At 67.4% G+C, this 20,936-nt stretch carries 15 protein-coding genes and 1 riboswitch; of the genes, 4 read left to right on the top strand and 11 right to left on the bottom strand.

Annotated features, from left to right (window positions below; genetic code table 11):
• Window positions 1-35: 35 nt before the first annotated feature.
• The gene (ppa, locus tag ACSQ1W_RS00710; protein WP_162337113.1) at window positions 36-590 is read left to right on the top strand and encodes an inorganic diphosphatase; all 555 of its coding nucleotides are present in this window, start codon (window positions 36-38) and stop codon (window positions 588-590) included.
• A gap of 66 nt (window positions 591-656) precedes the next feature.
• Here ppa and ACSQ1W_RS00705 read toward each other — a convergent pair whose 3' ends face one another.
• The 11 genes from ACSQ1W_RS00705 to ilvD form a co-directional block, all read right to left on the bottom strand.
• A complete protein-coding gene (locus tag ACSQ1W_RS00705; RefSeq protein WP_436041274.1) occupies window positions 657-2,507 on the bottom strand; it encodes a sulfotransferase in 1,851 nt (616 codons plus the stop codon).
• Between the two features lie 147 nt (window positions 2,508-2,654).
• Window positions 2,655-5,513, bottom strand: a complete 2,859-nt coding sequence (locus tag ACSQ1W_RS00700) for a TonB-dependent receptor plug domain-containing protein (protein WP_436041273.1) — start codon at window positions 5,511-5,513, stop codon at window positions 2,655-2,657.
• A gap of 58 nt (window positions 5,514-5,571) precedes the next feature.
• A complete protein-coding gene (locus ACSQ1W_RS00695) occupies window positions 5,572-6,480 on the bottom strand; it encodes a helix-turn-helix domain-containing protein (RefSeq protein WP_436041272.1) in 909 nt (302 codons plus the stop codon).
• Between the two features lie 148 nt (window positions 6,481-6,628).
• On the bottom strand, window positions 6,629-8,944 hold the full coding sequence (locus tag ACSQ1W_RS00690) for a winged helix-turn-helix domain-containing protein (RefSeq protein ID WP_436041271.1): 2,316 nt from the start codon (window positions 8,942-8,944) through the stop codon (window positions 6,629-6,631).
• A 261-nt stretch (window positions 8,945-9,205) separates the two neighbouring features.
• Window positions 9,206-9,898 (bottom strand): ion channel, encoded by a 693-nt coding sequence (locus tag ACSQ1W_RS00685; protein ID WP_343227272.1) that lies wholly within the window; start codon window positions 9,896-9,898, stop codon window positions 9,206-9,208.
• A 10-nt stretch (window positions 9,899-9,908) separates the two neighbouring features.
• Window positions 9,909-10,076 carry a hypothetical protein gene (locus tag ACSQ1W_RS00680; RefSeq protein WP_436041270.1) on the bottom strand — a complete coding sequence of 56 codons (168 nt, stop codon included), beginning with the start codon at window positions 10,074-10,076 and terminating at the stop codon, window positions 9,909-9,911.
• On the bottom strand, window positions 10,073-10,672 hold the full coding sequence (locus tag ACSQ1W_RS00675) for a DUF4136 domain-containing protein (RefSeq protein WP_436041269.1): 600 nt from the start codon (window positions 10,670-10,672) through the stop codon (window positions 10,073-10,075). Before ACSQ1W_RS00675 ends, ACSQ1W_RS00680 begins: the two co-directional genes overlap by 4 nt.
• Before the next feature lie 94 nt (window positions 10,673-10,766).
• Window positions 10,767-12,653, bottom strand: a complete 1,887-nt coding sequence (gene thiC / locus ACSQ1W_RS00670) for a phosphomethylpyrimidine synthase ThiC (protein WP_436041268.1) — start codon at window positions 12,651-12,653, stop codon at window positions 10,767-10,769.
• 121 nt (window positions 12,654-12,774) lie between these two features.
• Window positions 12,775-12,875, bottom strand: a riboswitch (TPP riboswitch).
• A gap of 30 nt (window positions 12,876-12,905) precedes the next feature.
• Entirely contained in the window at window positions 12,906-14,744 is a 1,839-nt protein-coding gene (locus tag ACSQ1W_RS00665; RefSeq protein ID WP_436041267.1) for a methyl-accepting chemotaxis protein, read from the bottom strand.
• A gap of 73 nt (window positions 14,745-14,817) precedes the next feature.
• Window positions 14,818-15,663, bottom strand: a complete 846-nt coding sequence (locus ACSQ1W_RS00660) for a phosphate/phosphite/phosphonate ABC transporter substrate-binding protein (RefSeq protein ID WP_436041266.1) — start codon at window positions 15,661-15,663, stop codon at window positions 14,818-14,820.
• Between the two features lie 7 nt (window positions 15,664-15,670).
• Window positions 15,671-17,512 carry a dihydroxy-acid dehydratase gene (gene ilvD, locus ACSQ1W_RS00655; RefSeq protein WP_436041265.1) on the bottom strand — a complete coding sequence of 614 codons (1,842 nt, stop codon included), beginning with the start codon at window positions 17,510-17,512 and terminating at the stop codon, window positions 15,671-15,673.
• A 367-nt stretch (window positions 17,513-17,879) separates the two neighbouring features.
• On the opposite strand from ilvD, the gene ilvC reads away from it, so the two are divergent.
• Genes ilvC through ACSQ1W_RS00640 form a run of 3 tightly spaced genes read left to right on the top strand, consistent with a single transcriptional unit; the run spans window position 17,880 to window position 20,888 of the window.
• Entirely contained in the window at window positions 17,880-18,887 is a 1,008-nt protein-coding gene (gene ilvC, locus ACSQ1W_RS00650) for a ketol-acid reductoisomerase (RefSeq protein ID WP_192270796.1), read from the top strand.
• Window positions 18,884-20,632, top strand: a complete 1,749-nt coding sequence (gene ilvG / locus ACSQ1W_RS00645; RefSeq protein ID WP_436041264.1) for an acetolactate synthase 2 catalytic subunit — start codon at window positions 18,884-18,886, stop codon at window positions 20,630-20,632. Before ilvC ends, ilvG begins: the two co-directional genes overlap by 4 nt.
• A complete protein-coding gene (locus tag ACSQ1W_RS00640) occupies window positions 20,616-20,888 on the top strand; it encodes an ACT domain-containing protein (protein ID WP_192270800.1) in 273 nt (90 codons plus the stop codon). Before ilvG ends, ACSQ1W_RS00640 begins: the two co-directional genes overlap by 17 nt.
• Window positions 20,889-20,936 lie beyond the last annotated feature (48 nt).

The following is a 20,936-nucleotide window of genomic DNA, read 5'->3' as shown; positions in this document are numbered from 1 at the left end:
CCGGCCCTCAATCACCGCACCCCTCGGAGCACGCAATGGGCCTGGATCTGGTCAGCGCCGGCAAGAACCCGCCGGACGAAATCAACGTCATCATCGAGATCCCCAAGGACGCCGAGCCGGTGAAGTACGAGGTGGACAAGGCCAGCGGCGCGATCTTCGTCGACCGCATCCTCTCCACCCCGATGCGCTACCCCTGCAACTACGGCTACGTCCCGCACACCCTGTGCGGCGACGGCGATCCGGCCGACGTGCTGGTCGTGCTGCCGCTGCCGCTGATCCCCGGCTCGGTGATCCGCTGCCGCCCCGTCGGCGTGCTGCGCATGAGCGATGAAGCCGGCAGCGACGAGAAGCTGCTGGCCGTGCCGGTCGACAAGGTGTTCGCCGGCTACAGCCACATCAGCGACATCGACCAGGTCAGCCCGCACTGGCTGGAGCGCATCGGCCACTTCTTCGAGCACTACAAGGACCTGGAGAAGGGCAAGTGGGTCAAGCTCGACGGCTGGGGCAACGCCGCAGAAGCCAAGGCCGTTCTGGTCGACGCCATCGCCCGCCAGGCCGCGCAGCCGGACGACGAGAAACACAAGTTCTGAGCCCCGGCGCGGCGACGCGCTCGTGGACGAGAAGGCCGCCCTGGGCGGCCTTCTTTTTTCCAGGCATCAGACGCCGGCAGCGCGCGCCGCGCGCTCGATCGTGTCGTTCCACTGCAGCAGGCGCGGCTCGATCGCCGCCGCATGCCGGTGCCATTTGTCGGGGTCGGGTTTCGACAGCGTGTAGCGCGACAAAGGCAGCTGCGGGCCGAGTTCGCGGTCCCAGGACCAGCCGGCGAACTTGCTCAGGCGCAATGCCTCGCCCTGTGGCTCCTGCAGGAAGCGCCCGTAGTCCACGCCCGTCCAATCCTCTGGCGGCAACGCCTCCAGGTCGTCCAGCATGAGACGCGTCGCCGTCTCCCACTGACGGGCGACGATCTCGCCGAGGTCCTGGCCGATCAGCGACTGCCAGCCTGGCGTCAGCAGGAAGGACCACATCGGCCCCTCCCATCCGGGCAGGTTGTACATGCGGAAGCGGCCGGACTGCCAGCCGTCGATCATGCTGCCCCAGACCTGCCGCGGGTCGCGATGCAGGTAGATGAACTTCGCATCGGGGAAGACCGCTTTCAGGAACGGGATGCGCAACGCATTCTTCGGCGTCTTCTCCAACATGCGGACGACGGCTCCTGCCGCCGCTGCCTTGCCCTCGCGATCGCGCAAAGCATCGAAGAAACGTTCGCGCAGCGTCTGCGCCACGTCTGGCGTGGCGTCGGCACGTCCCAGCTGGTTGGAGTGGAATTGCCGATGCGCCGGCGCGAGCGCCTCCATGCCTTCGATCAACTGGTGGCTCTCGTCGCCGATCGTGTAGACGCCGGGCGCACCCGTCAGCGTCTCGAACAGCAACGTGGATCCGGAGCGCGGTGGACTGACGATGAAGACCGGTCGATCGAATGAGGAGGCCCGCGCCGTCGCGCGTCCGCCCTGACTTCCCTGCTCGCCAGCCGGGCGCGCACCGTGCGGATCGCGGCGCGCCGATGCATCGACATCGACGGCCAAGGCCATGCTGAAAATGTGCGCTTTAAGTGCCGGCAGCAAACCGAGGCCATTCTGCAGCTTGACCTGCGCGACACCGGCTTGTGCGAGCACCTGCTGGATGTCCGCCAACAACCCTCGGTAGTGTGGCAGCCCTGACGTGCGGTCGCCATGGCAAGCCCATATGCCGTGCCAGTGCCTGGCGAACCGCGTCAACGCGGCATGGATGGCGGGCATCTGTGGACCCCGCTCGGCTTCGCCCATCAGAAAACCGATGCTCTCCCGCAACTCCCAGGGCGTCATGACCTCGGGCGCGTTGAACGACTCATAGTCCAGCGTCGCCTGATGCCCGGCGGCCGGACCGATCCTGCGTGGCGCCCAGCCCGGCTCACGTCGCTCCGGCGTCCTGCCCTGCTCCAGCAGGTTCCAAAACCCGGGGCCACCGACCGTGTCCGCCACCAGGTGGATGCGCGTCTCGTCACCTTGATTGAGAACCCGGTGGTGGCGCCAGGTATCGAAGATCCAGCACTCGCCGGCGGCCATGTTGACCTCGTGCTCGCCGCACTGGAACCGCACCGAGGGTGTCGTGACGATGGGTACGTGCACACGCATGTGCTCACGCCAGTAATAGTTGATGTCCACATGCCCGACGACTTCAGACTGGCCGGACAACCGCATCAGGCGCGAACGTCCCCAGGTGGCGCCCAGGGTTTCCATCACCTGCATCAGGTACGGCAGCCGCTCCAGCCACGGCGTCGGCCGCATCGCACCCGTCACCTGATCGCTGTCGGGATCGCCTTCGGTGGTGATCAGCGGCAGTGCGCTGTTGCCGGGGATGCCGCCGGGATGCGAGCGCCAGCTGGCCTCGTCGATGGCCGCGATCTCGCGCGCGAGCGCGCCGGCATCGAAGCTCACGGGCAACTGGATGAAGGGCGCAGGGAGTTTCATCGAAGAAGGGAGGCGGTCCGGAGGCGGGCGGACCGATCATAACAACGGCCACGCATGGCGCCGAGCGTCCGCCTCCGGACCCGCCGGAAAGCACTACGGCCCCTTTCGGGGCCGTAGTGGTCAAGCGTCAGGCGACGGATCGGTCGATCAGAAGCGCTGGGTGTACTTCACGTACAGGAAGCGGTCGAAGTCGAAACCACCGTAGTAGGCGAAGTCGCTGTGGCGGTACGACGAGTTCGAGAACATCAGTGGACCCTGATGGTTGAACACGTTGTTGGCGCCCACCGCAATCGTGGCATTCCACGGCGCGCTGTAGCTGACCTGCATGTCGTGGAACGTGTTGGAGCCGACCTTGCGGATCGCATCCGGCTCGCCGTTGGCGATGTGGTCGGGTTCCGTGCAGGGACGCGCCGTCACGCAGCTTTCCTTCATGCCCGAGTAGTAACGGGCCGTCCAGTTGACGGCGACGGGACCCAGCGACCAGTCCACGCCCAGGTTCGAGCGCAGGCGGAAGATGCCCGAGTTGCCCACGTTGCCGACGATGATCTTCTCACCGGCGGAGTTCTCGGCTTCTTCGTCATACACGCTGGTGTAGGACGAGGTCCAGTCGAACGCGATCTTGCCGAACGACTGCTCCGGCAGGGCGTACTTCACGCCCAGGTCGAAGCCTTCGGTCTCCATCGCGCCCAGGTTGGCCAGGCCGTAGAACAGGTTGGTGATGTGGCCATCGTCCGCGCGCGTGATGCCTTCGCAACGGGCGCTGTTGCCCAGCACGTAGCAGTCGCGCAGGATGCGGTCGACGCTGTCCGAGATGATCATGTTGGTCAGCTCGTAGCGGTACCAGTCCAGCGAGATGTCCAGGCCCTGCACCCAACGCGGCGACCAGACGACGCCCATGGTCTTGCTCTTGGACGTTTCCGGGATCAGCGCCGGGTTGGAGCCGGTGATGAACTGGTCAGGCGTGGCGCACGGATAGGTCGTGCAGGGCACCAGGCCCTGGCCCAGCTGCACGTAGCCCAGCGGCACGCCGGCGGCCGTACATGCGGCATTGCCGTTGACGCTGTTCACCGCACCGGTACCGCACGGATCGGTGTAGTTCTCGAAGCTCGTGCCGATGCCGCCGTACAGGTTGTCGATCGTCGGGGCGCGGAAGCCCTCGGCGTAGGTGCCGCGGACCAGCAGCTCGTCGATCGGACGCCAGGTGAAGCCGAACTTGCTGTTGATCGTGTCGCCGAAGTTGCTGTAGTCGGAGTAACGGCTGGCCATGTTGATGGTCAGCTCCTTCGCGAACGCCATGTCGGCCAGCACCGGGATGCTCAGCTCGACGTAGAACTCGTCGACCGAGTAGTCGCCCTCGGTGGTGGTCGCACCCAAGCCGGTGCTCTGGCCCGACTGCGCGAACGCGTCCGGCACGAAGCGGCCCTGCTCCTTGCGATGCTCGACGCCTACCGCGATGCCCAGGTCACCGGCCGGCAGTTCGAACAGCGAACCGGACAGGTTGGCGGTGTAGCTGGTGGTGCGGGTCAGACCGGTGTCGGTGAACCACGGGAACAGGAAGCGCTGCACGTCCGGATCGGCCAGCGAACCCTGGCCTGCCACGCCGTACGGCAGCAGCGGGTTCCACGGACGGCAGTCCGACAGCGGGATCGGGCTGGCGGCGCTGCCGCACTGCGCGATGCCGTCGGCGTTGATGAACGATGCGCCCAGCGCCTGCTCCGAGGCGATCAGGCTCATGTCGCCGTGCGAACGCTTGGTCGACTGGTTGCGGTTGATCAGCGCACCGACGTCCCAGTCCCAGGTCTTGCCGGCCACGTCGAAGAAGCCGGAGAAGCCGCCCGCGAAGCGGTAGGTCTCCATCTCGCTTTCGGTGGTGCGCGGCACTTCCCACAGGCGGCGGCGGAAGGTGGTGTCGCCCGCCATCGGGTTGAACGCGCTGTCGGCGGACAGCGGCGTGCCGAAGGCGGCCGACTGGTACGGATAACCGGCGATCTGCTGCTGGGTGGAGCGGTGGTTGTACAGCACGTCAGCGTTGAACGAGATGTTGTCCGTCACGTCGTAGTTGGCGTTGACGAACACCGAACGGCGCTCGATGCCCGTCGACAGGAACATCTGCTGGTTGGCATTGGCGTTGTAGTCGGCGGAGTGCACGACATAGTCGGCGCGGTTGGTCGGGTTGCCGCCGTCGCGCAGCGTCCACCACACGGCCGAAGCGGCCGGCGAGCACGGGTCGCAGAACGAGCCGTTCTGGCTGATCGGGCTCCAGCCCGAACCCGGGTAATCCGGACCGGCGTTGCCGTCCTTGGAGAACCAGCGGTCGGCGGCCGAGATCGGGTCTTCCTTCGAGTACTCGACCGACAGCGTGACGCCGCCACGGTCGCTGGCCGAGCCCACGGTGAAGGAGTACTGCTTGACGTCGCCATCACCCTCGCCGCTCTGGCCGAGGTAGGCCGACGCTTCGGCGCCTTCGAAGCGCTTGCGGGTGATCACGTTGACCACGCCGGCGATCGCGTCGGAGCCGTAGATGGCGGAGGCGCCGTCCTTCAGCACTTCGATGCGGTCGATCGCCGACATCGGGATCTGGCTGAGATCCTGGTAACCACCGGTGGTGGCGCCCAGGCGACGGCCGTTGACCAGCACCAGCGTGCGGGTGGCGCCCAGGTTGCGGATGTCGACGTAGTAGCCGCCCACGTTCTCGCCCGAGGCCAGCGCTTCCGAACGCGCGATCGCCGGGGAGCCGGCGGACGTCAGGTTCTGCAGCACGTCGGCGACCGAGGTGAAGCCCTGCTTCTCGATGTCTTCACGCCCGATCGTGATGATCGGCTGCTGCGTTTCCATGTCGGCGCCGCGGATGCGCGAGCCGGTCACTTCAAGGCGATCCAGGGTCGTCGTCGTGGTGGCCTCGGTCGTGGCCTCCTGCGCACTGGCGAACGCCGGGATCAATGCGATGGCGATACCGGCCGGCAGCATGCCGACCCGCATCGCACGACGCGAATTGCGGTGGTTCATTCAATCTCTCCTCAGAGGAACGTGTTGCGTTATGGGCGTGTTAAAACGCCTTGCAAACTTACGTTCCAGTCTTCAGCGCCGCTTTGCGGCCGACGCCCGATGACTTTGCCGAGTCTGTCCTCGACGTCATGATGGCGGAGCGGTAGCGGCTGGCCGACGTGCCGAAGCGTGCGCGGAAAGCGCGCGCGAAACTGCAGCAGTTGTCGAAGCCGGACGCGGCTGCGACCTCGCCGACCATCATCGACGTACTGCGCAGCAGATCGGCCGCATGTTCGAGCCGCATGCGCGCGGCAGCGGCCTGCGGACTCTCGTCATACAGGCTGTAGAAGGTGCGCGAGAAGTACCAGCTGGAGAAGCTGGTCAGCTCCGCCAGTTCGCTGATGCGGACCACACGGTCGCAATTGCCTTCCAGGTAGAGCCGCGCGCGCTGGAGACGACCGAACACCTGTCGCTTGCGCGTGCGGGACCGGCCCGGACAACGCTGGACGAACCCATCCAGCTCCTGCTGGACGGCCGCGAAGTGCAGCAGCAGCGGCCGCAGCGCCTGGGCATCGACACTTTCCGCGCCACGTTCGGACGCCGCACGCCACAGGCGGAGCAGGATCAGCGCATCGCGCCGGCCCAGGCGGCCACGCCCCGCATAGAGCGGACCGTCGGCGAAGCGTGCCATCGCCTTCATGCCGTCGCCATTCAGCGCGACACCGATGCACAGGCCATAGCGGTCGGTCTGCACGACGGGCTTGGAGTCGCGCTCGAGCGCGATCCACTGGCCTCGCCGCAAGCGGAAGCGCCCTTCCTTGGCCTCGACCCAGGATGCCCCCCGCAATTGCACCCACAGGGTGAACAGCTCACCGCCGGCCTGTGCCCCACCCAGTCGCGAGACTGCGACGCAGCCGCTTGACGGCAAGCTTTCCGCCGTCTCCAGCCGGACCATCTGGCCCCGGTCCGCCCACCATGTTTGCTCCATCGGTCATTCCACTTTGCAAGACGTGTGGAAGCGATGTGCCGGGTTTGGCTGGCAGGCCGCAGGAAGTTTGTCGTAAAAGTCGACGAAATCTTGCCGAACGCCCATCCGACAAAGTTACGAAAGAAACTTTCCCTTTCGTGTCAGTCGGTTACCAGAAGCCTCCGGCTCCAGAGGGCGGTGCGGGGTCGAGCGAAAGGAACCCGATGTCGGAACCATCGACCACCGCCATGGCGACATACGTCACGCGAGTGCGCGCGTGCGCACTGAATCCATTGATGGTGGCGAGGTGGGTCGGCTCCAGACATCTCGCGGGTGCGTGAGAACGGCCGGCACCGATATGGCGCACGCTGACGTAACAGTCTGGCAGCTGCTCCAGGTATTCCACCTGGCCATCCCCGGTCACCGTCCAGGTGCGGTAGCGCTGGCTGGCCGGGCGATTGCCGTCGACTTGGCGGATGCTGGCTTCCGACAGGCCGAGGTCCGATTGCCAGAGTCCGTCGCGCCCCAGGCGGGTGAACAGCACGCGGCCCTGCGCCAGGTCCGGGAGCGCGAACGAGACACCGTCGATGCTTCCCAGCCGACGCCAGGGCGTACTGTGGCGATCGAACAGCACCAGCTGCTGGCCGTCGCCGCGTCCGGCCACCACCAGAAGGTGCGCCGGATCCGGCAGGTAGGCGGCGAACAGCAGATCCTCCCGCGGCACGGGCACCGGCAGGGGAATCAGCTGGCCGCTGGACGGCTCCAGCTCGTGCAGGCCGTAGAAGCCACGCGCGTTCGTACCGATCACCAGCAACCGCTTGCTGTCCGGCGACCAGGCCGGCAGGTGACGGGACTCCGGGCGGATGCCTTCCAGCGGGCGCAGCGATGCGGGCCGCTCCATGTCGGCCCACCAGAGCGAGAACTCACCGGAACGGTCGGATGTGAAGGCGATCTGGCGGCCATCCGGCGCCACCGAAGGCAACGAATCACGCCCCGTGGACGGAAACAGCCGCTGCATCTGGGGCGCCGTCTCCGCGCCCGCCGGATCACCGACGCGGTACAGGCCGAACTCCGGCTTCCGTTGCACGAAGGCCAACAGGTTCGCGTGTGCGGCGATGGCGGGCGCCTGCGCGTCCTCGATGCCCAGGTCGCTGATGTTCCGGCCGGAGAGCTCGAGCCGGTACAGGCGGGTGTGGCTGTCCACGCGACGGCCGAACACGATCGCGTTGCCGTCGGGTGTCCAGTCCCAGCCCCGGAACTCGGCGCGCTGGTGGGTCAACCGTTCCGCGCGACCGCCGCCGGCAGGAATGCGCCACAGGTCGCCCAACGGCGTGTTGCGGATGAAGGCGATCCACTTGCCGTCCGGCGAAAAGCGCGGGGCGGTGTCGACGTCCTCTGCGCTGGCCCCGTACTCCAGCGCGCGCCAACGGCCCGTCGCCAGGTCCAGCAGGCGCAGGCCGGGTTCGCCGCCACCGCTCAACGGGCTGCTGAACACCAGACCGCTGCCGTCGGGCATCCAGTCGAACGAGGGCCGGTTGTGCGGATCGCAGCCTCCCAGCACACGGGGCTCGCCGCCACTGGCCTGCACGGCCATGATGCGGCAGTCCTCGCCGGGCGAGCGCCGGAGGAACGCGATCTCGCGACCGTTGGGCGACCACTCGGGGTTGCTGTCCCATGCCCCGTCGGGCGGGAACGTCAGTTTGCGGGGCTGGGCGGGTTCCGTGGTCTGCACGAGGACCGCCGTCCCGGCCAACTCCTCGGTCATGCTGGACAGGTAAGCCACCTGCGAGCCATCCGGCGACAGCGTGGGCGTCAGCTCGAACCCTGGCGCGGACGTGATCAGCCGGTACGGCCTCGGTGCAGGCAGCAGGCCGGTGACCTCGTCCCGCACACCGCCTTGCGCCCGCTTGTCGGCGCCCCACCAGACCGCCGTGATCGCACAGGCGATCGCCACCACGCCCAGCGCCAGGCCCCACATCCATCGGCGGAACAGCAACGCCTGCCGGGTCGCCGGCACCGCGATGCCGGCGGGTCCGGACGTGGCGTCCGCGGCCACGGGTGCACCAAGCTCCCCGGTTGCGGCGGGGAGTGCAGCCGGCACAGCGGCTGCCTCGTCGCCAACCGACGCATTCGGCAACCACTCCACCGCCACCAGCAGCCGGTATCCGCTCTTGGCGATGGTTTCGATGTAGCGCGGACCGTCGGCGTGCTCACCGAAGGCCTTGCGCAGTTGCGTGATGGCCTGGGTCACGACGTCGTTGGTCGGCAGCGTATCCGGCCAGACCGCGGCCAACAGTGCTTCGCGCGTGACCACACGGCCCGGGTTGTCCACCAGTACGCGCAATACCCCCATCGACTTGGGCGTGATGCGCGCCGCCCTGCGTGCGCCCGGCGCATGGACTTCGCGCAGCGGCACATCAACGAGGCATTCCCCCACCTTCAGGCGATCGCCTGTAGGGAGGGCGGCGGAATCGGGGGGTCTCATCGGGGGCGAATGCTGCGCTGTCTTCCGGGGGTCCGTCATGTGCCTTAATGCCTGCCGCCCGTAGGGCCAAGTGATCCGGCAGATTCGGCAAAGTTCAAAGGCAGCACGGGGAAAGCGCACCGTCGCGGTGCATTTTACAGTGGCCGTCATGCTCCCCCTGAACGGGAGCAGCACAGGCAATCTCTCTCTCCGCCGACGTCCTACTACATCAGCTCCAGCATTCGCGCCGAAAGGCGCGAATTTTTTATGTGCTGGCGATGCTCAGTCCGCCTTGCGCGCAGGCGATTTCAGGATGGTCAGTCCTATCAGTCGCGACACCACCACGGCGATGTACATCACGCCGGCGAACTGCTCCAGCATCACCAGCGCGCGGGCCTGCGGCAGGATCGGCACCACGTCGCTCAGGCCCACGCCCGACAGCAGGCTGAAGCTCAGGAACAGCAGCTCCATCCAGCTGCGCGGCGATTGCGGATCGACGGCGGCGGTGAAGCTGCCGGGATACCATTGCTGGCAGACCGAGAACGAAAACGCGAACGCCCACGCCAGCAGCGTGAAGGTGGCGCCGGCGGCGAACAGTTCGTCGCTGCTCACCGAGTGGTCCTGCAGCATGTAGGCGATCAGGCTGCCGGCCGTGTAGAAATACAGGCCGCTCTCCAGCAGGTGAGCGTAGATGCCCAACGACGGAAGATCGAAGACGGCCGCGGACACCGACAACAGCACCGACGGCACCGCCAGCGACCACGCGACCCAGTTCACCGCGGCGCTGCGGTTGACCACCCACAGGGCGAGCGCGAGCACCAGGATGCCGAACGCGCCGAACAGCGCGCGCCCGGCCTGCGTGTCTTCCATGATCGGGTACAGCAGGATGCCGGCCAGCTGCACGATCAGCAGGAAGGCGCAGGGATGCCGCCGCGCCGTCACCAGCCAGCGCAACCAGAGCCAGGGCGTCGTCACGCGGCGGGCCTCACTTGAAGTGGTAGACCAGCGCGTAATAGACCACGTAGATCCACGACAGCAGACCGTGGATCACCGCCCACAGCAGCGACTTGTTGGCGCTCCACGAGATGGTGATGGCGAGCGCCGTACCGAAGCCGATGCCGGCCTTGGCGATGACGGGACCGCTGCCCTTCATGGCGTCGCTGCCGGCGTGCCACTGCCCGCGCGGTACGGGTAGCGCAGGAAGATGTCGGCGACCGCGCCGTCGATCTTCGCATTCCGCTCTTCAGGCTTGTCGCGGCCCGCACGTCCGACCGCCACGCCGGTCCAGACCAGCCGGTTCTGCTTCGCGTCCACCAGATCGACGTTCAAGGTGCCCTCGGTGTACTTGTAGACGTCGGTGCGGTCCCGCCAGGTCGGCACGGCCACATAGCGGCGCGCGCGATAGCTGTAGTAGTAGTCGTAGTCGACTTCCGGCGTGTTCACGACATCCGTCTTTTCCTGCATGTAGGCATTGAGGTTCACCCACAGATCCGGCGACGTCTCGTCGTAGGCGTAGCCGCGCGACTCCATCTGCGCGCGGGCGGCGCTCTTGATGCGGCCACTCGTCAGCGTGGCGTAGCCCTGCCCTTCGATCGCCAGCGGCGAGTAGAAGGCGAACGTGCGGTACTGGCCGAAGTTGGCGGACGGGTCGACGTCGCTGGTGATGCGCGGACCGGTGGCGCAGGCCGCCAGCAGCAGGACACTGGCCGCCATCATCCAGCGGGCGGTGGTACGGGCGAATCCGAGCATGGTGGTTCTCCTGTCGGGGACGCCACCATGATGGCGGACGTCCCGTGAACACTGCGCCTGAGAGCGCCGGACGGAAGCACCCCGCCCGGCCGGGTCAGCCCTGACGATACACCTGCGCTCCCTGGGCCAGGAACTCCGCGGACTTCTCCGCCATGCCGGCCTCCAGCGCCGCCTGCTCCTCCACGCCGTGCTCGGCGGCATAGTCGCGCACGTCCTGGGTGATCTTCATCGAGCAGAAGTGCGGGCCGCACATCGAGCAGAAGTGCGCCAGCTTGTGCGCATCCTTCGGCAGGGTTTCGTCGTGGAATTCCTTGGCCTTCTCCGGATCCAGGCCCAGGTGGAACTGGTCCTCCCAGCGGAACTCGAAGCGCGCCTTGCTCAGCGCGTTGTCGCGCACCTGCGCGCCGGGATGGCCCTTGGCCAGGTCGGCGGCATGCGCGGCGATCTTGTACGCCATGATGCCGTCGCGCACGTCCTGCCGGTTCGGCAGGCCCAGGTGTTCCTTCGGCGTGACGTAGCAGAGCATCGCGGTGCCGTACCAGCCGATCATCGCCGCACCGATGGCGCTGGTGATGTGGTCGTAACCCGGCGCGATGTCGGTGGTCAGCGGGCCGAGCGTGTAGAACGGCGCTTCGCCGCACTCGCGCAGCTGCTTGTCCATGTTCTCCTTGATCAGCTGCATCGGCACGTGGCCGGGGCCTTCGATCATGCATTGCACATCGTGCTTCCACGCGATCTTGGTCAGCTCGCCCAGCGCTTCCAGCTCGCCGAACTGCGCGGCGTCGTTGGCGTCGGCGATGCAGCCGGGACGCAGGCCGTCGCCCAGCGAGAAGGCCACGTCGTAGGCCTTCATGATTTCACAGATGTCCTCGAAGTGCGTGTAGAGGAAGTTCTCCTTGTGGTGCGCCAGGCACCACTTGGCCATGATCGAACCGCCGCGCGAGACGATGCCGGTCACGCGCTTGGCGGTCAGCGGCACGTGTCGCAGCAGTACGCCGGCGTGGATGGTGAAGTAGTCCACGCCCTGCTCGGCCTGTTCGATCAGGGTGTCGCGGAAGATCTCCCAAGTCAGCGCTTCGGCGCGGCCGTCGACCTTCTCCAGCGCCTGGTAGATCGGCACCGTGCCGATCGGCACCGGCGAATTGCGGATGATCCACTCGCGCGTCTCGTGGATGTGCTTGCCGGTGGACAGGTCCATCACCGTGTCGCCGCCCCAGCGGATCGACCACACCAGCTTCTCGACTTCCTCGGCGATGCCCGACGACACCGCGCTGTTGCCGATGTTGGCGTTGATCTTGGTCAGGAAGTTGCGGCCGATGATCATCGGTTCGCTTTCGGGATGGTTGATGTTGTTCGGCAGGATGGCGCGGCCGCGCGCGATCTCGTCGCGCACGAATTCCGGCGTGATGAATTTCTGGATGCTGGCACCGAAGCTTTCGCCCGGATGCTGGGCCAGAAGATGCGCCTCGCGCACGGCATCGAGCCGCTGGTTCTCGCGGATGGCGACGTACTCCATCTCCGGCGTGATGATGCCGCGGCGGGCGTAGTGCATCTGGCTGACGTTGGCACCGGCCTTGGCGCGGCGCGGCAGCACGCGGTTGGGGAAGCGCACCGCATCCAGCTTGGGGTCGTGCTCCCGTGCCCGGCCGAAGGTGGAGCTGAGCGCATCGAGCTGCTCGGTGTCGCCGCGCTCTTCGATCCACTTCGTGCGCAGTGCCGCAAGGCCGGATGCCAGGTCGATGCGCGCATCAGGATCGGTGTACGGGCCGGAAGGGTCGTAGACGGTGACCGGCGGATTCTCTTCGCCACCGAAGATGGTCGGCGTCTGGGTCAGCGCGATCTCGCGCATCGGCACCTGCAGGTCGGGGCGCGAGCCCTGCACGAAGATCTTGCGCGAGCCCGGGATCGGCCGGGTGACGGATTCGGAAAGTTGCCCGGTCTGCTGCAGCAGGTCGATGGCGGGCTTGGGGATGGCATTCATCGGCTTCGTCCTTTTGAATCCCCGCACAGGGAGATTCGCATAGTGGGATGCGAGGGTTCGCATCACGGACGAAGCGGCGGCGCGGCGGCGGACGGACTGCGGGCACGGGGCACGGCAATACGGCGCATCCTGCGAAGCTTCCCTACGCCGGTCTCAACCGGATCAGGTTCGAAGGGACTGTCTCAATCGCCGGCCCGGCCGGCGATACCCCCGCTTCGGGGCGAATTAGACCACAAACGCCGCCCCGGCAAGTCACTCCAGCGTGTAGCCCACGCGGAAGCCGCCCCAGTGGCGGTCGCCGACGAACACCGGCACCGACAGGTCGAACATGATCTGCCCGGTATCGCGGCGATAGACCTGCAGGCGGTAAGGGTCGGTGTGCGCGCCCACGCTGCGGCCGACGCGGTCGGCGAACAGGCGCTTGGTGCGGTTGCCCACCAGGTCCCTGGCGCGGTCGCCCGTCAGCGGCTGGGTGAAGCGCAGGTTGTGCGTGGGCACGTAGCCGTCCGGGTTGGCGCAGATGGCGAACACGATCCACGGGTGGCGCGCGATCACCGGTTCCTGCAGGGGCGGCAGCAGTTCGTCGCAGAGCGCGTCGAACGGGGTGGTGAACTTGGCCGGCTCGATGCCCGGCATCGGCGTGTAGTCGCGCGAGAACAGAGCATCGTCATCGATGCGCCCCTGCACCAGTGCCTGCGCCAGGGTATCGCCAATGCGCAGCGCCGCCGCCTGTGCCAGATCGCGGACGCGCGCATGACGGCGATGTCCGAGCGGATCGGCGGGCAACCGGAACAGGCCGACGCAGTCCCGCAGCGTGTCCGTGCCCTGCGCCAGCGCCGTACCGCGTGCGGCCACCTGGTCAGCGTGCTCCAGATTGCTGCGGCTGAGCGCGGCGACGCGATCAACAGCGGCATCGATCGCAATGACCTCCTGATCCTGCGCGGAGACGCGCTCGACCACCGACTCCATCGCCTGGCTGGCGCGCGCCAGCAGGTCGCCGATGCCGACCAGCACCTGCCCCGTGGCCTCGGCCGAAGCCGCGCTCTCGGTCAGGGCACGCCCGCTTTCGTCCAGGATCACGCGCACATCGCGCGCCGCCGTCGCCGCCTGTTCGGCGAGGCGGCGGATCTCGGTGGCGACGACGGCGAAGCCGCGCCCGGCCGGTCCCGCACGCGCGGCTTCGATGCTGGCGTTGATCGACAGGATGTTGGTCTGGAACGCGACGGCGTCGATGACCTCGATGACTTCGCCGGCGCGCGCGGAACGGCGTTCGACTTCGCGCATCGCATCGCCCAGCTGGCGCGCGGCCGCGACGCCCTGGCGGGCACTGGCATCGGCGTTGGCGGCGACGCTGATCACCGCCTGCAGTTCTTCGCCCGCGCCCTTGAGCCCCTGCAGCAGGCGCCGGGTGGCGTCGAGTACGGTGTCCAGCGCGGTGACCTGCGCCTGCGACTGGGTCAGCAGTTCGTCGTTGTCGCCGACCAGGTGCGGCACTTCGGCCGCCACCTGCACCGACAGCGCTACAGCCTGGCGGATCGCCTCGGCCAGGTTGCCGAAGCCGGCAGCGATCTGCCGCGACAGCGGATGCGCGGCCTGCGCGTCCGGCAACGCGAGATCGAGGTCGCACCCCCCGAGCAGGCCGCCGATGCGTTCCAGCAGGGCGCGTTCGGTGGCGGCATCCGTCAGGCGTTGCGCGACGTCGCGCAGCGCAGGCGTGACCGCCGCGGGAATCTCGCCCTGCGCCAGCCGTGCGGCGTCGCGCAGCAGGGCCGCGGTTTCCGGATGCGGCAACGACAGCAGCCAGCCTCCGCCATCGCGGTCGGCGTGGTAACGGATGCGGCGGGCAGGATCGTTGCCGGGCGCGCACCAGTTACCTTCTTCGTCGTTCAGCACGCTGGCAGGCAGGCCCCACAGCCGGTCGCACGGCTGGCCCAGCAGCGCCTCGGGCGACAACGCCAGCAAGTCCCACGCGGCACGGTTGGCCGCCACGACGCGCGCGGACGCATCCAGTCGTACCAGTCCCACCGGCGCGTCCGGCAGTACGCCCGCGCTTGCCGCGTTGTCGGCCTGCCTGTCTTCGATCGCTGCCATGACCCCTCCTCCGTCTATCGGTAGCGGCCGGAGAAGAAGTGAGTTGAGGGGCCTGTTCAGGCTGGACCGGCGCTCAGTCCCGGGGCAGAGCCGCCTCGGACAGCCGTGCGACATCGGCAGGGACGAAGACGGTGGCGTCGCCGAACTCGGGCCAGCCGACGCGCAGGGCCGCCATCACGGCCGGCTCTTCCCGGTGCGCTTCCAGCAACCAGGCCGCGATGGCCTGGCACGGCACCTCGGTCGTCGCACGGCACAGCAGGGGGCCCGGCGGGATCGGATCGGAGCGCCAAAGTTCGTGGACATCGTCGGGACGCGACGCGTCGTAGACATCGATCGCCAACGCCGCCACATCGGCACGCTCCTCGATCACAGCCTGCAATGCGGCAGCATGCGAACCCGAATAGATGACCGACGCGAAAGCCGTCGCAGGATCCAGTCCCTGGCTGCGCAGGTACTGCGCCGGCACGAAACCGCCGGATGCGGAGTCGCGACCGACCAGCGCCAGCCGCAGCCTGCCGGCATTCGCCTTCATGCCGGCGAACGATGCGACATCGCGCGCCACCAGCACCGCCCGATAGCGATCCGCCTGCAACGCGGGTACCTGCGGTACCGGCAGCGTGGTGACCTGTGCGATGTCGCGCCGCGCCTGCAGGTAGCCATGCAGGTTGGGTACCGCGACATCGACGTGGCCGTCACGCATCGCCTGCACCAGCGCCGTGGGCGATGGGAAGAGCTTCACCTGTACCGGATGGCGGCCGCGCTTTGCCAGGTAGTTGGCGAGCGGCTGGATCGCATCAAGGCGGTCGCGTTCGGGATAGGCATAGGTGGCGACCACCCACGGCGTGCGCCGGTCTTCCTTCGCGGAGACGGGAAGGAAGACGAGTGCGAACAGCAGGACAAGAGCGGAGCGAAGGCGCATCCGCGTATCAGACGGCATCCAGCAGCGCATTGTCACGCACGGCGCCCTTGTCGGCACTGGTGGCAAGCAGCGCGTACGCCTTCAACGCGGTGCTGACCTTGCGCGTGCGGGGCTGCGCGGGCTTCCAGCCCTTCGCATCCTGGGCAGCCCGACGCGAGGCCAGGTCCGCGTCGGACACCAGCAGGCTGATGGAACGCTGCGGGATATCGATGCGGATGCGATCGCCGTCCTGCACCAGTCCGATCGCGCCGCCCGCCGCCCCTTCCGGTGAGGCATGGCCGATGGAAAGCCCGGAGGTGCCGCCGGAAAACCGTCCGTCCGTCAGCAACGCGCATTGCTTGCCGAGGCCTTTCGACTTCAGGTAGCTCGTCGGGTACAGCATCTCCTGCATACCCGGCCCGCCCTTGGGTCCTTCGTAGCGGATCACCACCACGTCGCCCGCCTTCACCTCGTCGCCCAGGATCCCGGCCACCGCCGCATCCTGGCTCTCGTAGACGCGCGCGTTGCCTTCGAAGACGTGGATCGACTCGTCGACACCGGCCGTCTTCACCACGCAGCCATCGACGGCGATGTTGCCGTACAGCACCGCCAGCCCGCCTTCCTGCGAGAACGCGTGCTCCACGCTGCGGATGCAGCCTTCGGCGCGGTCGGTGTCCAGCGATGGCCAGCGCGTCGCCTGGCTGAAGGCGACCTGGGTGGGAATGCCGGCGGGCCCGGCCTTGTAGAACGTGGCCACGGCATCGTCGTCGGTCTGGGTGACGTCCCACTTCGCGATGGCATCGCCCAGCGTCTTCGCATGCACGGTGGCGACATCGGTATGCAGCAGGCCGCCGCGCGCCAGTTCGCCGAGGATCGCCATGATGCCGCCGGCGCGGTGCACGTCTTCGATGTGGTACTTCTGCGTGTTCGGCGCCACTTTGCACAGCTGCGGCACGCGCCGCGACAGGCGGTCGATGTCGCGCATGTCGAACGGCACCTCGCCCTCCTGCGCCGCGGCGAGCAGGTGCAGGATGGTGTTGGTGGAGCCGCCCATCGCGATGTCCAGCGTCATCGCATTCTCGAACGCCTCGAACGTGGCGATGCCGCGCGGCAGCGCCGTCGCATCCTCGCCGCCGTACCAGCGATGGCACAGCTCCACCGCCACCACGCCGGCGCGCTTGAACAGCTGTTCGCGGTCGGCATGCGTGGCCACAACGGTGCCGTTGCCCGGCAATGACAGGCCCAACGCCTCGGTCAGGCAGTTCATCGAGTTGGCGGTGAACATGCCGCTGCACGAACCGCAGGTCGGGCAGGCGCTGCGTTCGACCGCGGCGACCTGTTCGTCGGACGCATTCGGATCGGCCGCCATCACCATCGCGTCGATCAGGTCCAGCTTGTGGTCGGCCAGCTTGGTCTTGCCTGCCTCCATCGGCCCACCCGATACGAACACCGTTGGGATATTCAGGCGCAGCGCGGCCATCAGCATGCCGGGCGTGATCTTGTCGCAGTTGGAAATGCACACCAGCGCATCGGCGCAGTGCGCATTGACCATGTACTCGACCGAGTCGGCGATGACTTCGCGCGACGGCAGCGAATACAGCATGCCGTCATGGCCCATCGCGATGCCGTCATCGACGGCGATGGTGTCGAACTCCTTCGCCACACCGCCGACGCGCTCGATCTCGCGTGCGACCAGTTGGCCGAGGTCCTTCAGGTGCACATGGCCCGGGACGAACTGGGTGAACGAATTGGCGACGGCGACGATGGGCTTGTGGAAGTCCTCGTCCTTCATGCCGGTGGCGCGCCACAGCGCGCGGGCGCCGGCCATGTTGCGGCCGTGGGTGGAAGTCTTGGAACGGTACTCGGGCATGAAAACCAGCGGTGCTGCGACGACGTGGGAAGCCTTGATTCTGCTGGCTTTCCACGGTTTCAGTTGCAACCATATCGAGTGAAATCATCCGATCGTCGAAAAGCGTACGGAAGCGCTTGACATGCTTCGGAGCGGCATGTTTCTCTTGCCGCATGTTGCAACGCCACACGCCCACGATGACCGACCCCACCGCACCCGCTGCGGCGTCCGTCCTTGTACTCGTCCTTATTACCTCGCCCACAACTGCGGGACGGACCGGCGTGTAACAAGCAAGCAACGCCAGATTCGCAAAACCCCGCACTGAGAAGTGCGGGGTTTTTTGTTTAAGAGCCTTTCTTCTCACCTCAACCCTCAGGAACTCCGCACCATGACCACCGCCAACGCTCTCCCGCAACCCAAGATCGCCGTCGTCGGCTACGGCAGCCAGGGCCGCGCGCATGCGCTGAACCTGCGCGACTCCGGTTTCGACGTCACCGTCGGTCTGCGCCCGGGCGGCCCGACCGAAGCGAAGGCACAGGCCGACGGCTTCGTGGTGAAGGCGGTGGCCGACGCGGTGAAGGACGCCGACCTGGTCGCCGTGCTGACCCCGGACATGGTGCAGAAGAAGCTCTACAACGACGTGCTGGCCCCGAACATGAAGCAGGGCGCGGTGCTGCTGTTCGCGCACGGCCTCAACGTCCACTTCGGCATGATCGAACCGCGCGCCGACCTGGACGTGGTGCTGGTGGCGCCGAAGGGCCCGGGCGCGCTGGTGCGCCGCGAGTACGAGATCGGCCGCGGCGTGCCCTGCATCTACGCCGTGCACCAGGACAAGAGCGGCAAGGCCGAGCAGTTCGCGCTGGCCTACGCCGGCGGCCTGGGCGGCGCCCGCGCCAACATCATCAAGACCACCTTCAAGGAAGAGACCGAGACCGACCTGTTCGGCGAGCAGGCCGTGCTGTGCGGCGGCGCTTCGTCGCTGGTGCAGGCCGGCTTCGAGACGCTGGTGGAAGCCGGTTATCAGCCGGAAATCGCCTATTACGAAGTGCTGCACGAACTGAAGCTGATCGTCGACCTGTTCTACGAAGGCGGCATCACCCGCATGCTGGAGTTCATCTCCGAGACCGCGCAGTACGGCGACTTCGTCAGCGGTCCGCGCGTCATCGACGCCTCGGTCAAGGCGCGCATGAAGGACGTGCTGACCGACATCCAGAACGGCACCTTCACCCGCAACTGGCAGGCGGAGTACGACGCCGGCCTGCCGAACTACAAGAAGTTCCAGCAGGCCGACAAGGATCACCCGATCGAGAAGGTCGGCAAGGAACTGCGCGCCAAGATGGTGTGGCTGCAGGCCAACGCCCCGCAAGCGAAGACAGACGAGCAGGCCGCCGCATGAACGCCGCCGCGGCCACTGCCCCACGCAATGGCGCCCGCTGGCTGACCCGCGCCCTGGAAGCCGAGGGCGTGGACACGCTCTTCGGCTACCCCGGCGGCACCATCATGCCGTTCTACGACGCGCTGGTGGATTCCAACCTGAAGCACATCCTGGTGCGGCATGAGCAGGGCGCTGCACTGGCCGCGAACGGGTACGCCCGCGCCAGCGGCAAGGTCGGCGTGTGCGTCGCGACCTCCGGCCCGGGCGCATCCAACCTGGTGACCGGCATCGCCGACGCGATGCTGGACTCGGTGCCGATGGTCTGCCTGACCGGCCAGGTCGCCACCACGCTGATGGGCACCGACGCGTTCCAGGAACTGGACGTGTTCGGCCTGACCCTGCCGATCGTGAAGCACAGCTTCGTTGCGCGGCGTGTGGACGATCTGCCGGAGATGGTCCGCGAAGCGTTCCGCATCGCGCGCGAAGGCCGTCCGGGTCCCGTGCTGATCGACCTGCCGAAGGACGTGCAGATGTCGGATGCCTCGCATCTCCCCGATCACGTGCCGGCCAGCGTCGATCCGGTGCCCGCTCCGGAGGAGGCGAAGCTGGCGGACGCGCTGGCCGCCATCGCCGGCGCGGAGAAGCCGGTGATCTACGGCGGCGGCGGCATCGGCCTGGCCGATGCGGTGGACGCGTTCCGCCAGTTCGTCGACGCCACCAGGATTCCCACCGTGCTGACCCTGCGCGGCCTGGGCGCCCTGCCCGCCGCCCATCCGCACTACCTGGGCATGCTGGGCATGCACGGCACGCGCGCGGCCAACATGGCGGTGCAGGAGTGCGACCTGCTGATCGTGGTGGGTGCACGGTTCGACGACCGCGCCACCGGCAAGCTGGCGGAATTCGCCCCGTTCGCGCGCGTGCTGCACATCGACGCCGATGCCTACGAGATCGGCAAGCTGCGCACCGCCGACATCGCGGTCCCGGGCGACGTCGCCGCCAGTCTGAAGGCGCTGGGCGCCGCACGCAGCACCTGCGACGAATGGCGCAAGCGCTGCGTGGCCAACCGCGAGCGTTTCGGCTTCCGTTACGACGCACCCGGCACCGACATCTACGCGCCCGGCCTGCTGAAGCGGCTGAGCGAAGTGGCACCGGCCGACACGATCATCGCCTGCGACGTGGGTCAGCATCAGATGTGGGTGGCGCAGCACTGCAAGTTCACCCATCCGCGCAACCACCTGACCAGCGGCGCGCTGGGCACGATGGGCTTCGGCCTGCCGGCCGCGATGGGCGCGCAATTCGCCTGTCCCGACCGCACCGTCGTCCTGGTCAATGGCGACGGCGGCTTCATGATGAACGTGCAGGAGTTGGCGACCATCGCCCGCTGCAAGCTGCCGGTGAAGATCGTGCTGATCGACAACAGCGCGCTGGGCATGGTGCGGCAGTGGCAGGAACTGTTCTTCGCCGAGCGCTACAGCGAGATCGATCTGTCCGACAACCCGGACTTCGCGGCGCTGGCGCGCGTGTTCGGTATTCCGGCCCACCACATCAGCCTGCGCGATGAAGTCGAGGGCGCCTTGGCCGACCTGCTGGCCCAACCCGGGCCTGCCCTGCTGCACGTCACCATCGACATCAAGGCGAATGTCTGGCCGCTGGTGCCGCCGAACCACGCCAACAGTTCGATGCTGGATGCCAATCCCGCGAAACCATCCGCCGAGCCGGCCGTCGCCGCCGACGGCCCGGAGAACAAGAATGCGTTACCGGCTTGAACTCAAGCTCAAACCTGCCGAGGGCGCATTGGTGCGCGTGCTGGGCATGATCGAGCGCCGTGGCTTCCCACCCCATGCGGTGCACGCCACCCATGACAGCGAAGGCCACTGGGCGCTGGCGCTGGTGATCGACAGCACCCGCGCGCCGGAGACCCTGCGCCAGCAGTTGCTGAAGATCTACGATGTGGAGGAACTGTCCTTCAGCGCCGTGCAGGAGCTGAGCCGGGATAGCCGCCACCAGGACCGCGCCGCATGAAGACCGCACCCGCCAACGCGGATGTTGCGGTCCGGAGGCGTCTTCTTC

Origin of the sequence: Pseudoxanthomonas sp. LjRoot143 (genome assembly GCF_964252945.1) — a bacterium.
Classification (GTDB): Bacteria; Pseudomonadota; Gammaproteobacteria; order Xanthomonadales; family Xanthomonadaceae; genus Pseudoxanthomonas_A.
The sequence above is the reverse complement of the archived record's forward strand: the minus strand, read 5'-3'. Positions and strand labels throughout refer to the sequence as shown.

What these genes read in the sequence shown, in the direction of transcription:
- ilvD (WP_436041265.1), bottom strand. Translation starts at nt 17,512, where the DNA reads ATGCCCGAGTACCGTTCCAAGACTTCCACCCACGGCCGCAACATGGCC.
- ACSQ1W_RS00700 (WP_436041273.1), bottom strand. Translation starts at nt 5,513, where the DNA reads ATGAACCACCGCAATTCGCGTCGTGCGATGCGGGTCGGCATGCTGCCG.
- ilvG (WP_436041264.1), top strand. Translation starts at nt 18,884, where the DNA reads ATGAACGCCGCCGCGGCCACTGCCCCACGCAATGGCGCCCGCTGGCTG.
- ppa (WP_162337113.1), top strand. Translation starts at nt 36, where the DNA reads ATGGGCCTGGATCTGGTCAGCGCCGGCAAGAACCCGCCGGACGAAATC.
- ACSQ1W_RS00705 (WP_436041274.1), bottom strand. Translation starts at nt 2,507, where the DNA reads ATGAAACTCCCTGCGCCCTTCATCCAGTTGCCCGTGAGCTTCGATGCC.
- ACSQ1W_RS00660 (WP_436041266.1), bottom strand. Translation starts at nt 15,663, where the DNA reads ATGCGCCTTCGCTCCGCTCTTGTCCTGCTGTTCGCACTCGTCTTCCTT.
- ACSQ1W_RS00690 (WP_436041271.1), bottom strand. Translation starts at nt 8,944, where the DNA reads ATGAGACCCCCCGATTCCGCCGCCCTCCCTACAGGCGATCGCCTGAAG.
- ACSQ1W_RS00665 (WP_436041267.1), bottom strand. Translation starts at nt 14,744, where the DNA reads ATGGCAGCGATCGAAGACAGGCAGGCCGACAACGCGGCAAGCGCGGGC.
- thiC (WP_436041268.1), bottom strand. Translation starts at nt 12,653, where the DNA reads ATGAATGCCATCCCCAAGCCCGCCATCGACCTGCTGCAGCAGACCGGG.
- ACSQ1W_RS00695 (WP_436041272.1), bottom strand. Translation starts at nt 6,480, where the DNA reads ATGGAGCAAACATGGTGGGCGGACCGGGGCCAGATGGTCCGGCTGGAG.
- ilvC (WP_192270796.1), top strand. Translation starts at nt 17,880, where the DNA reads ATGACCACCGCCAACGCTCTCCCGCAACCCAAGATCGCCGTCGTCGGC.
- ACSQ1W_RS00675 (WP_436041269.1), bottom strand. Translation starts at nt 10,672, where the DNA reads ATGCTCGGATTCGCCCGTACCACCGCCCGCTGGATGATGGCGGCCAGT.
- ACSQ1W_RS00680 (WP_436041270.1), bottom strand. Translation starts at nt 10,076, where the DNA reads ATGAAGGGCAGCGGTCCCGTCATCGCCAAGGCCGGCATCGGCTTCGGT.
- ACSQ1W_RS00640 (WP_192270800.1), top strand. Translation starts at nt 20,616, where the DNA reads ATGCGTTACCGGCTTGAACTCAAGCTCAAACCTGCCGAGGGCGCATTG.